The following is a 12,522-nucleotide window of genomic DNA, read 5'->3' as shown; positions in this document are numbered from 1 at the left end:
CTCCTTAGGGATGAGGCATGGTGATGTACGGATGCCACGGGCACGGAACTCAATCGGCTCCGGACCGGGCCTACGCTTCCGGTTCGGCGTCCTCCCTGGCCCTGGTCTCGGCTTCCGCTTCGGCCTCCGCCGCGAGCGCCGACGCGTCCGCGGCCGGGGCGGGCGTGGCCAGCGGCCCGAACACCATCCGCAGATCCAGCTCCGCCTGCTCGGCCGTCACCCACGCCAGGGGCGCGTAGTGCGCCTGGATCCCCGCCGGGGCCTGGAGCAGCGGTTTGCGGGCCGCGTTGACCGGCCACTCCACGCTGCCCGTGGCGGTGCGGGCCGGGATCAGCCAGTGGTCCCCGGAGCGGTAGGCGCCGTCGGGGGCGAAGTACACCTCGACACCGTCCTCCAGCGGCAGCCAGCGGCCCTCCTCGACCTTGAGCGCACCGCGCTTCAGCCGCGCCGCCGCGCCCTTGCGGGGGCGCCGGGTGGTCTCCCGGTGGTCCCAGCGGCGCAGGAACGGCCGCAGCTCCGGGCGGCGTCCGACACCCGGCTCGGGCTCGCCGGACAGCCGCACCCGCCGCCCCGGCAGGTCGACCTCCTCCACCCGCAGCAGCGGCAGCGGTTCGCCCCGGCTGGTGTAGGCGGTGTCCACGAACTCCACCAGGTCCCCGACGCCCAGGTCCAGCTTGTCGTCGCTGCCCAGCGAGGCCAACTCGACCCAGGTGCCGTCGAGTTCGTCGACCGGGAAGACCACCGAGCCGTTCTCCCGGGACCATTTGAAGGTGGCCTCCTTCGCCGTGCCACCCTCGTGGATCTCCACTCGGTAGAGCTGGTTCTCCGGCCCCCGGTAGCGGGCGTCCGGCCGGACCAGGCAGGGGTCCTGGTCCGCGTGTTCCGGCCGCTCGGCGCGCGCCGCCAGCCGGGACCCGGGCGCCGTGGCCTTCCGCGCCCACGCCTCGAACGCCTTGCCGACCTGCTCCTTGCTCGCCCCTCCCGGGTTCTCCAGCTCCAGGGCGGCGCTCTCCACCGGCAGCACCTGCCAGACCACCTTGACCCGCGCAGCCGTGTCCGGCATCACCGAGCCGAGGGCCACTTCGCGCAGCGCCGGGTCCTCGGCGGCGGTCACCGACCGCTCCCACACCTTCAGGGCGACCAGGAACGGACGCCGCTCCGGCAGCCGGTCGCCCGGCCGCTCCGGGTCCCGGTAGGCGTCCGGCTGGTCCCAGTAGGTCCAGGTGGCGGGCGGCTCGTCGGGCTCGGGCGGGTCGGCCTCCGCCTCCGTGCCGGAGGCCCCGTCCGCCGCCTCGTCGTCGACGGCCACACCGGGCAGCGGCCGGGTCGCGTCGCACAGGATGCCGTCCACGTAGTAGCGGCCGCCCTCGATGATCAGGTCGTCGAGATCGCGGCTGCCGCCCTTGAACCGGATGCGGAAACCGGCGTCCCCGGCCGGGCCGCCGTGCCGCCCGATCAGGTCGGCGGCGAGGGTACGGGCCTGGTGGAGCTGGATCGCGGTCTGCTCGTTGGCGTCGGCGTCGAGCTGTACCCGGCCCTGCTGGGCGACGACGGCGGAGTAGCGCCGGTCGGGCCGGAAGGTGAGACGGGAGAGATCGGCGTGCATGGAAGGGGTCCCCCTCGAAAAGGTTCGAAAAGTCTGGCGGGCGCGGCTCGGGCCCGGGCCCGGACGAGCGGGCTGCGGCGTGGCTGTCGGCATGGGCATCGGCTCACGTCACGGCGATGACTCCCGCGTCCGTGCCCGTCGGCGCGTACTCCGCGAGCCGCGCCCGCAGGCTGTCCTCGCGCTGCGGCTGGTACAGGTCGTGGAAGGCGCCCATCTCGGCGCCGTCCTCGGCGCCCCGGCGGATCTCCTCCGCGCATCCGGCCGCCAACTGCCCGTACACCGGGGTGCCGTAGCGCTCGCCGCTGAACAGCGGCCGCACCCGCCACGCCTCCTCGGCGCCCACCAGGTCCGGCTGGCAGCGGTGGCGGCGCGGGGTGCGCGAGCCCGGCGGCACATAGCTGAACCGCAGACATCCGACACCGCGCCGGGCCACGTGCATCCGCCCGGTGAAGAGGCTGTTCTCGCCGATCCGCACGGCGTGGGTGTGCACTTCGCCGATGACGGTGGTGCGGTGGGCGTGCAGTACGGCGTGGGCGTGGCGGCAGTCCGGGGCGGACAGCGCCGGGCGGTCGTGTCCGGTGGCGTCCAGGACGGAGTCGCGGATGTGGAGGGCGAGCGGGTCGGTGTGCACCTCCTCGCCGATCACCTCGATGGTGCCGAGGACGCTGCGCTCGATCTGGACGCACGCGGTGGTGCGCTCCAGGACCAGGCTGGGCTCGTCGGGCGAGCGCGGCTCGCACTCCGGCTCCAGGGACCAGCCGGGGACGAGGGTGCAGTGGCGCAGCACCACGGCGCCGACCGGCCCGGTGACGTTGAGGCCGCGCCCCGCGATCAGCAGCCCGTCCAGCACGATGCGCGGCGCCTCGCCACCGGTGTGACCGTGCTCCTCCCGCGCCCGGATGTTGAGCGCGTCGGGGCGGTTGCTGTACCAGTCCAGCAGCCGGATCACCGGCCGGGTGCCCTCGGCGGCACGCAGTTCGAGCCGGTCGCCCGGATCCAGGTCGAAGTCGAGCTGCTCCTGGTAGGCGCCGCTGTGGGTGATCTCGATGATGCCCTCGGGACCGCATCGCCCGCCCCGCCGGTCGTGCTGCCACTGCCGGTACGCGTCCATGATCCGCTGGTACGCACACCCCGGCCCGACCCGGTAGACCGCCGCGGCCGGGGAGGTCTCGCGGTCGTCCCGGTCGTACTCCCCGCCACCCATGTCGTCGGGGTACGCGTAGTGGTAGGTGACCCAGACGCCGTGGCGCGGCGCGGTGCGCGAGCCGAAGGCGATCCGGCCGAGCTCGGGGTCGATGACGACCTGGCCGCGCCTCGCGCGGTAGCGCCAGTCCGTCAGATCGGCCACCACGATGTCCGACGGCGGCACGGGCTCGTCGTGGCCGTCCCGCCAGATGGTGAAGCTCTTGCCGGGACCGTAAGTGTCGAGGAGGTGGTCGGCGAGCTGACGGCGGCGGATGTACGCGGGCACGTTGTCCAGCGACGCGATCCGCGTGGCCGATGGCTCGGGTTCGGGCCGGGCCACCAGCGGGGTGTCATTGCCGAGGATCGAGAAGGTGTAGAGGTTGCGGGCCCGGTCGATGCAGTACGCGGGCGCCCTGGTCACGGGGTACGGCTTCAGCCGCCACACGAACAGCCCGACCCCGGACGGGGTGTGGCCGCCCGGTCTGCGGCGGGAGCCCGCGCGCCGGACGTCCACCGAGCGCGCCACCGTGCCGAACGGCCCGCCCGCCAGGTCCAGCGCCGCCCCGTCCCGCAGGTCGGCGAGCCGGCCCCGGGAGAGCCTGCGCAGGTCCGCCGCCGTGCCGCCCGTCCCGCCGTAGAGCTTGACCGGCTGCTGGTGCGCGGTGAGCCGGGAGAGCTCCACGGCGCGGGCGGGCCATCCGGCCACCGACGCGGACAGCTCCTCCAGCAGCGCGAGCGTGCCCTTGCGCCGCCGGTGGGCCACGGTGGCGGCCACGTCCCGGCGCGGCGCCAGCGCCTCGGCCAGCCGCGCCAGGGACGCGTCCGGCGGGCCGCCGTCGCGCAGTCCGGTGGCCAGCACCCGCTCGTAACCGGGCAGCGGGCGGTAGCCGACCAGATCTCCCAGGTACGGCAGCACCCATGCGGTGGCGGTCTCCACGAACCAGTCGTCGTAACTGTGCTCCACCCCGTCGCGTACGCGATCGACCTGCTCGGCGATCACGGCGAGCAGGGCGCGCAGGGGCTCGCCCGCCTCGGCGTCCCTGAGGCGATGCCACTGCGGAAGCAGCTCGGCGAGCCCGTCCGGCTCCCTGCTCATGAGGTGACCTCCGTAAGGATCAGCGTGTCCGGGACTTCGGGTGAGAACATCGCGAGCCGCGCCGGGCGGATGCCACGGAAGACGGACACCGAGCGGCCTTTGGCCAGTCGGCGGGTGTCGGTGATGTCGGGGTTGAGGCGCAGCAGTTCGGCGAGCGGGATGCCGTGGCGTCCGGCGATGTCGGTGAGCGTCTCGCCGTCGGCGGCGGTGACCCGGTAGGTGTCCTCGGCGTACTCGGCGGGCCGGGCGGGGACCACGGCGCTGGGCTCGGTCAGCCGGGCCGCCAGGCCGGCCAGTTCCCGCGGGGTGCTGGAGGCCGGGACGCCGGTGAAGGCGTCCACGTCCACATAGTCCACACCGGGCACCGACTGGGCGGTGGCCAGTACCTCGGAGAGCGCGGCCGGTTGCCCCAACTCACGCCCCGGATAACCGAGTTCGCGGAGCAGGGCCTGACGCAGCCGGGGTTCGACCAGCTCCCAGGAGTGGTCCGGCGCCACTTTCACCCGTGCCACCAGCACCAGCAGCACCAGCTCGCGCACATCGACCCGCACCGGCAGCCGGGTGTCCCCGTAGGCGGCCAGCGAGGCGCGCAGGGCGCGCAGCACCTCCGCGTCCTCCCCGATCGGCGCGTCGTCCACCCCGGCCACGGTCACCTGGAGCACCCTGCGCCGCCCGTCGAAGAGTTCACGGGCGGCGGCCCGGCCGATGCCCGCCCGGGACCGGGCGAAGTCCTCGTAGTCCTGGAGGGAGACCAGCCGGTCGAGCGCGGAGACCGCGAGCGGGATGGTGCGGCGGGTCAGGCCAGGGCCGTCGCCGTCCGCGCCGCCGGTGGCGGGCTGCGGATTGGTGACGGCGGTGACGCCGAGGGGCCGGGTCAGGGCCTGGGTGACGCGGTCCGCGGGGACGTTGGCGGCCTTGCCGGTGCCGAAGCGGTAGCGGGCCCGTACGTTCTCGTGGCCGCCGGGCAGCCGGGCGCCGTGCACCCCGTCGCCGAAGGTCACCGTGGTCCGCCCGTCGCCGGTGGTCCCGGTGACGTAGACGCGCTCGCGCGGTCCGCGTCCGGCGAGGCTGTCCACCCGGTGCCACAGCAGCCCGTCGACCCGGATCTCGAGGGCCGGGGTGGCGCCCAGGGGGTTGTCCGCGGGGAGCCAGGTCAGCGGCGACTGCCACAGCGTGAAGGTCTGGTTGGCCAGGGCGGGGTCGCCGCCGCCGATGGGCTCGTCACGGCTCTCGCCGTGCGTGGCGGGCACGACGTTGCCCTGGATCCGGACCGTCTCGCGGCGGTAGCGGTAGGCCAGATCGGCGGTGAGGGTGAGGGTGGTGTGCACGTGGTCGCCGGGCAGGTCGGGGTCGACGCGCTGGTCCACGGCGGCGATCACCGCCAGCTCCGTGCCCCGGACCCCGGCCGGGCCGCCCGGCCCGGCCGGGCCCGGGATGTCGGTGCGCTCACCGGAGACGACGATCCGGCGGCCCGGCCGCAGCCCGTCGTACAGCTCGGCGAGTTCGATCTCGTTGCCGTGCACATCCTCGCCCAGCGGCTCGTCCGCCGGGCGCAGCGGCTCACCGCCCGCGTACACGGTGGTGTCGCGGATCGCGGAGAGCAGCACATCGTGTTCGTCGAGCCACGGGTCGGCGAGCGTCAACTGGGTGCCGCGGCCGGTCATGCCGTAGTTGGTGTACGCGGCGGTGCGCACGGCGACGACGCGGGTGGTGACGGAGGCGAGCTTCTTGTCGCCCGGGATGCCGTCCGGCTCGCCGGACCCCTTGCGGGGGCGCTCGATGGCCACCCAGTCGCCGACCGTGATGGAGTTCTGCACCGAATCCAGCGGCAGCACATAGCGGTTGGTGGGCTCGGGCACGGTGGCGATGCCGATCTCGACGGCCGGGGGCTCGCTGCCGGGGGTGAACCGCAGCGTCAGTTCATAGGCGCCGTAGCCGATCTGCTTCGGGGGTTCGCCACGGCTGAGCATCCACTGCTTGGTCTCTCCGTTGTCCACGACCACATGCACCCGCCCGTCCTCGGCGGGCCGGGACACGAACAGGGTGAGCGCGGGCAGTCCGGGCAGCAGGGTGGCGGTGACACCGGGCTCCTGCGAGTCGGTGGGACGGCCCCGGAGCCAGCCCAGGTCGTGGTCCTGGCCGACGCGGGTGGAAAGCCGCACCCTTCCCGGGCCGAGCTCGAACTCGGCGGTCTGCGGCAGGTTCTCGCCGCGCTGCCATGACGTCCCGGTCTCGATGTGCTGGAACTCCGCCTTCACCGGCACCTTGCCCGCCGTGTCGTACACGATCCGTACCGCGGTCAGCTCACCCCCGGTCAGCGGCCAGTCGGTCTGCCGGATGACCCGGCCCCGGTCGTCCTGCACCGGCTTGAGCGGCGCCATCGCCCCGAAGGGCGCGGCCGTCACCCGCATCGCCAGCAGCTCGCGCAGGAGCGGGACGGTCCCCGGCGGGGCGGTGGCGGCCGGGGCGGCGCGGCGCCACGCCGCGTACATCCCGCTCTCCACCCTCGGGTCGAGGGCCGACAGCAGCCCGGCGGTCAGGTCGGAGCCGGGCCCGAAGAGCCGCCGCGGATCGTGCGCCGCCGTGGCGCGGGCGCCGGACGGTGGCCGTACGACGCGGGTGCGCAGGGCGGGCAGGACGGCGCCGAGCGCGCGCACGGCGGCGGTGCCGTGGGCGGGCCCGGTGGCGGGGCCGTGGGTCCCGGTGGCGAGGGCGTGGGGTTCGGTGGCGGGGTCGTAGGTTTCGGTGGCGCTGTCGGCCGCGGGACGGTCCTCGGCGAGCTGGGACCGCAACCGCGCCTCGCCGGACCCGGTGGCGTCCAACTCCCCCGCCCGCTCGCGCAGTTCGCCGATCACGGCCTCCAGCCGCTCGAACCAGGCGGCGACCTCCTCGTACGGGGCCGCCAGCACCTGCGCCTCCGCCAGCCTGTCATGCGGTTCGGCGAGCCGCCGGGCGAGCTGCCCGGGGGTGGTGATCCCGTCCAGGTCGCCCCGCAGCGGCGCCAGGACCTGCGCGTCGAACTCCTCGATCAGGCGGCTGACGGGGCGCGGATCGGGGTGGTCCGGCGTGGGCTCGGCGTCCCCCCGGTCGTCCGGGTCCTCGTCCGCCTCCGGGTCGGTGATCCACCGCCGTACCTCGTCCACCAGCTCCTTGAGGGACGGCGGGGCGGACCGCGGCAGCCCGATCGCCGTCACGTCCTCCTCGCGGTCGACGGTCACCCGCGCCACCGGCAGCAGCAGCCTCCCCCGGCTACCGCTGGGAGGCGCCCCCTGGCCGCCGCCCCCGGACTCCGCCGTCCCGCCGAAGACGAAGAGCAGCTTGTCGCCGACGGTCAGCCCGAGCGAAGTCCCGGACACCAGCAGCTCGGAGCGGCGCCGCAGGTCGTCGGGGCCGATCAGGGCGGGCCGGCGGCGGCGCACCGCCAGTTCGTTCCACGCCCAGCGGGCCGCCAGGTCCTCGCTCGTCTCAAAGGTCTGCGACTCCTCGTCGGAGGCCGCCGGGACGCTGTGGCTGATGGCCCCGCGCGGAATCGTCACCACCACGTCCTCGGCGCGCGGATCCCGGTCCAGGGTGTAGGCGAGGTGGGTGTCGGCGGCCACGCCCGGCCGCGGCACATGCCCCACCAGCCGCCCCAGGAGGGCGAGCGAGCGGGGGTCGTGGGCGGTGCGCAGATAGCCCTCGTCGGCGATCCGCTCGGAGTGGAAGGTCAGCAGGTCGCCTAGGACCGCCCAGGCGTCCAGCAGCCCGATGGCCGGGTCGTCCGGGGTGCGTACGGTCAGGCCGCGCAGCGCGGGGTAGGCGGGCGAGGCGAGCCGGTCGAGCATGGCGGCCAGGAACGAGCCGTAGTCGCCGACGCGATAGTCCAGGGCGGTGCGGCCGGGCGGGTTGTGCGGGGTGCCGGGGGCGGCCCGGCGCTCGTCGTGGCCGCCGCAACCGCAGCCGCACCCACCGGAGTTGACGTGATCGGAGTGGTCGCTCATCGGGCCCCCTTCAGCTCGATGACCAGATGGCCGTTCTCGGGCCGGTCGGGGTCGTTGTCGCATTGGGCGATCTCCAGGGGGCCGATGCGCAGGATGCCCTCTTCCAGCGCCTCGCCGTGTGTCGTCTCGTACGAGGTGCCGTCATCGGGCTCCTTCGGCCCCTCCAGCCCCTCATGCCACAGCCGTCGCAGCCGGGTGACCTCGACGCGTCGCACCCCCGGCACCGCCGCGGCGACGGCCACCAGGCGGCTGAGCCGTACCGGTTCGCCGAAGGTGAGCGCGTCGGGGTGGAAGAAGCCGAGCCGCCCGCCGGAGAACCGGCGGCTGCCCAGCGCCCGGTACAGCTCGGCGAGGATCTGCCCGTGCTGGTGTCCGGGCGCGGCGCACACCTCGATCGCGATGTCCAGCGGCACGGCGCGGGCCGGACCGACCACCAGGTCGTGTCCGATCCGGCGGTAGCCCTCCAGGGCGTGCGCGACCGCGTCGAGAAGGGCGGGGGGCGGCGCCCCGGTCCCGTACGCGTCGATGGCGATGTGCGCCTCCCGCACGCTGCCGGTCCAGCGGATCTCCGCCGCCGCGCGTCGCACACCGGGCAGTCCGGAGGCGAGCGCCGCGTAGTCCTCGGCGGTGATGGCCCGGTGCCGGGTGCGCTTCAGGTCGAGCGGGGCGAGCTGGCGGACCCGCTCGACCGGTTCGGGCTCGGTGCCGCCGACGGCGGGCAGCGGATTGCGCACCCCGGCCACGGGCAGGGGCCGTCCGGTGTCCGCCGCTTCTGGATCCCGGCACAGCACCAGGTGGTTGATGGCCTCGGGGCCGACGTTGCCCGCCGTGCCGCCACCGGTCCGGTAGTGGACCGCGAGGCGCGCCCCGGGCCTCGGCGTGGCGCCGTACCGTCCGTCGCCGAAGCGCAGCGCGATACGGCCGTCGTCCTCCAGCTCGCCGACGAAGTGGCGGTCCCGGGGGCGGGAGGTGAGCAGATCGCGGCGCGGGGTCCAGGTCTCGTCGCCGGCCTCGATCCATACGGCGGGGAGCGCGGCCCGTGGATCCTGGACGAGGGCGGCGGCCGGACCGTGCAGCACCGGATCCTCGGGGCGCAGCCCGGCGGCGTACGTCCGGCCCCAACTGTGGGCGATCTCCCAGGCGATGCGCCCGTCCAGGACGGTGCCCGCCCGGGCCCTGGCGGTCAGTGCGGCCAGGCGCCCCAGCTTGGCGTCGAGCAGCCGGTCGCAGCGGTGCAGCAACTCGCGCAGCGCGCGGACCGGGTGGCGGGCCAGTTCCAGGCGCTCCAGGACTCGCAGCCCGAACAGAACGGTGAGTTCGGCGATCTCCTCGTCCGAGAGCCCGTCGCGGTCGCGGGCGCTGCGCCACAGCTCCGTCAGCCGCTGCCGTACCCGCCCCGGGATGGCGGCCAGGTGCTCGGCCTGCCCGGCCGCGATGTGGCGCGGATCGGGGAAGGGCACGGCCTGGGTGACGGGGGCCTGGTGGAGCACGGGCCGGAAGCGCGGCACGATCCCGGGGTAGAGGACTTGAGCGAGAAGCGTCCGCAGGGCCTCGGCCTGGGCGTACGCGGTGCCGGGCACGACCTTCTCGCGCCGCTGCCCGGCCGACTCCAGGCCGATCCCGGCCCGGCCGGTGGCCTCCGGGCCGACGGTGGTGAACAGCTCCCGCACGTCGTCGGGGGTCAGTTGCCGCCCGTGGCGGGCCCGGTCCAGCAGGGAGTCGATGAGCCGTGCGGGCGCGTTCCCGGCGTCCTTGTCGAAGCAGCCGAAGGCGGGTGGGTCACAGGTGCCGGCGACGGCGGGGACGGGCGGCACGGTGCGGGTCTCCGGTGTGCCGCAGCAGAAGGTCAGCGAGCGGCCGTGGTCGACCAGCACCACATTGCCGCGCGCCACGCTGACGTCCTCGATGGGCGCGCAGTCCGGACCGCCCCGGGTGGCCAGACACAGCGGGAAGGCCAGCGCGTCCTCCCGTGCCCAGGTGACCTCCAGCACCGGCTGCTCGGCGAGCCGGTCGACGGCGGGGGTGACGGAGGTGAGGCGCACGGCCTGCCGGTGCGACGGGTCGGCGTCGCCGGGCGTCCCGGAGCGCGGCCCCCGCACCTCCTCGAAGAGCAGCAGATCGCCGGGGCACAGATCGATCGTGCGGGCCCGGCACTCCTCGTCGGCCCATTCGTCGCGCAGCGTCGCGGAGGTGGCGCCCACGGGCAGCGAGCCCACCTCACCGCCCCAGGTCCACAGGCGGATGCGGTGGTGTTCCGGCCGCAGGTGAAGGGGGCGATCGGTGACGACGGGCTCGAACACCTCCACCGATCCGCGCTCATCGAGCACGGCCAGCTCCCGGTCGTCCAGCACGGCCCCGAGGTCCGGCCGGTCCAGCGGGCCGAGCGTTCGGATGTCCACGGCGGCGAAGCGGTACTCCCCCGGCTCCAGCGTCAGCGGCTCGGTCGTCTCGACGGTGACGAAGGCGCGGGCGTTGCAGCCGTCGTGCATCGGATAGTCGATGAGCCGCACGTGGCGGCGTACGGACACCCGGCGGCGGGCGGTGTCGAGATACGCCTCGGTGGCCACCGCGTCCTGCTGGTAGCTGATCTGGTCGGCGGTGTAGGCGAGCAGCTCGACCAGGGTGGTGCCGAGGTCGGCGGCGTTGCGCTCGACCCAGTCGGGGGTGGTGAGGCGGAGCCGGTCCAGGACGACCTGGCGGAGGGTGTCGTAGTCGCGGGCGGTGTAGTCGATGACGGGGGCGGGGCGGAAGGTGGGCGGGCAGTCCGACTCGTCGTGGCCCTCATCCTCGCAGTCGAAGGGGGTGGGGCAGTCGGGCCGGAAGGTGAACTCGGCGGAGAAGTACCGCTGGTCGAAGCCGGGGAAGGGTTCGGTGCCGGGCCGCCCGTAGGGATCGGTGTCCACGAGGGAGAGCCGGTAGGCGGAGGTGTCCCCGGCCCGGTCCACGGTGACGTACAGCTTGTCGTCGAGCTCGGGGTCCTCCTCGCGCTCGACGGAGACCTCCATGACCTCGATGCCGGTGATCCGGCGGCCGCCGTCGACGCGTACGTTCTCCGGGCGCAGGCCGTGCGGGGCCTTGCCGAGGAAGGTGACGGTGAGGGTGATGCCGTCGTCGCCGACCTCGACGGCGTCCACCCCGTTGAGGTGGGCGGCCCTGACGCGATCGCGCCGTGACGTGGTGGCCGGGTGGCTCATGCCCCTCCCTCCCGCTCAGTCCTGGCGCGCTTCCCCGCGCGGGCTTCCTTCGTCACTGCTCGCTCCTTCGTGGCCGCACGGCTCCTCAGTCCAGCCCGCGCGGCGCGCCACGACACGCTCATGCGGCGCCCCTCCCCTCGAACACCTCATCGCGCGGGCCGGCGGTGGCGCGCACCACATACCGCAGATGGACGCGTACGACGTTCTCCTCGCTGACCACGTCCAGGGACTCCACCTCGATCAGCTCGCCGAGCCAGCGCTGCAGCGACGCCTGGACGGACAGCTCGACGGCGGAGGCCAGTTCGGGGCTGTTGGGCGTGAAGACGAGGTCGAGCAGCCCGCAGCCGAAGTCGGGCCGCATCACGCGTTCGCCGGGGCTGGTGAAGAGCAACTGCTCGATGAGATCGCGTATGTGGTCGTCGTGGTCGGCGTGCGCGGTGCGCCCGCGCCGGTCGATCCGGAACGGGAAGGCGATATCGGTCCGTACGGTGTGTGTCCTGCCGATGTGTGTCCTGCCGGTCGGTGTCCTCATCCGCACCTCACCCCTTGCCGCGCGGCGGAGACAACGGGTGGCCCCTGCGGCACGAGCCCCGCGCTGAAGCACTGTGCCGAGGAGGTGTCGAGCAGCACGGGCACGCCGTCGATCAGCACCGTGTCGCGGTCCGGAGTCCACCGGACGGTGGTGCACGGCAGCGGGACGCGGTCGACGGTGTGCGGGCAGCCGACGACCGTGAAGACGTCGTCGGCGGTCGGCACGGGCTGCCCGTCGAGCCGCACACCGGACGACGACGCACCGGATGCCGCCTGTACGCGTCCGCCGTGCGGGCAACTGATCACGGCGGTATGGCTGACGAGATTCCCGGAATTCCCGGACACGTCGCTTGTCCCTCCCCGTTGGCTGCTGACTATCGCTCTATCGCTTCTTGGGCACGGTCAACCGGCCCTGGTTCAGGTCGACTTGGTCTCCGACCAGGGAAACGGAAGCCCCCTGGCCGTTGTCGATGTGCACACCGGTCGCGTCGATCCGTATGGACGCGCCGCCGGGCGCCTGGAGCAGAATTCCCTCGGCCGGAACGTCGGACATCACGATCTTGTGCTTCCCCGGCGTCTGGATCACCACGGGGTGGGCGGTCGCCGGATCGGTCCGCGCGTCCTCCGGGAGCTGCTCCCTGGCCCCGAACCAGCACCCCGTCCAGATGGGGAAGCTGGGGTCCCCCTGCTCGAACTCCACCCACACCCCGGCCCCGACGGACGGCACGACGTATTGCCCGGCGGGCCGCTGCTGTTCCCCCGTGAAGGGGAAGCAGGGCATGGCCCAGGTCGACGGCTCATCGCCGAGGACATCGGGCACCTCGACGGTGATCCGGCCGATTCCGAGCGGGTCCTGGTTGTCCCGCACCCGGCCCCGGAACTTGCCGAGGAAGCGGTTGTTGGGCGTTGCCGCCATGAGGGCTCCTTGAG

7 protein-coding genes are annotated in these 12,522 nt (G+C 74.1%); all 7 read right to left on the bottom strand.

Annotation, left to right across the window (positions count from 1 at the left end; genetic code table 11):
- Nucleotides 1-70 precede the first annotated feature (70 nt).
- Nucleotides 71-1,606 (bottom strand): DUF6519 domain-containing protein, encoded by a 1,536-nt coding sequence (locus ACZ6TD_RS41470; protein WP_471346486.1) that lies wholly within the window; start codon nt 1,604-1,606, stop codon nt 71-73.
- Between the two features lie 103 nt (nt 1,607-1,709).
- Nucleotides 1,710-3,887 (bottom strand): hypothetical protein, encoded by a 2,178-nt coding sequence (locus ACZ6TD_RS41465; RefSeq protein WP_471346484.1) that lies wholly within the window; start codon nt 3,885-3,887, stop codon nt 1,710-1,712.
- Nucleotides 3,884-7,867, bottom strand: a complete 3,984-nt coding sequence (locus ACZ6TD_RS41460) for a putative baseplate assembly protein (RefSeq protein WP_471346482.1) — start codon at nt 7,865-7,867, stop codon at nt 3,884-3,886. The genes ACZ6TD_RS41465 and ACZ6TD_RS41460 overlap by 4 nt, the downstream gene beginning before the upstream one ends.
- Nucleotides 7,864-11,061: a putative baseplate assembly protein gene (locus ACZ6TD_RS41455; RefSeq protein ID WP_471346480.1), complete on the bottom strand. Its 3,198-nt coding sequence runs from the start codon at nt 11,059-11,061 to the stop codon at nt 7,864-7,866. The genes ACZ6TD_RS41460 and ACZ6TD_RS41455 overlap by 4 nt, the downstream gene beginning before the upstream one ends.
- Nucleotides 11,062-11,179: 118 nt before the next feature.
- The gene (locus ACZ6TD_RS41450; RefSeq protein WP_471346478.1) at nt 11,180-11,593 is read right to left on the bottom strand and encodes a GPW/gp25 family protein; all 414 of its coding nucleotides are present in this window, start codon (nt 11,591-11,593) and stop codon (nt 11,180-11,182) included.
- The gene (locus ACZ6TD_RS41445; RefSeq protein WP_389546768.1) at nt 11,590-11,937 is read right to left on the bottom strand and encodes a hypothetical protein; all 348 of its coding nucleotides are present in this window, start codon (nt 11,935-11,937) and stop codon (nt 11,590-11,592) included. Before ACZ6TD_RS41445 ends, ACZ6TD_RS41450 begins: the two co-directional genes overlap by 4 nt.
- A gap of 37 nt (nt 11,938-11,974) precedes the next feature.
- Nucleotides 11,975-12,508, bottom strand: a complete 534-nt coding sequence (locus ACZ6TD_RS41440; RefSeq protein WP_182473933.1) for a phage baseplate assembly protein V — start codon at nt 12,506-12,508, stop codon at nt 11,975-11,977.
- Nucleotides 12,509-12,522: the final 14 nt, after the last annotated feature.

The sequence above is a fragment of the Streptomyces yongxingensis genome (genome assembly GCF_055597465.1).
Note: the sequence above shows the minus strand (reverse complement) of the source record. Positions and strands in the feature narration are given on the sequence as shown.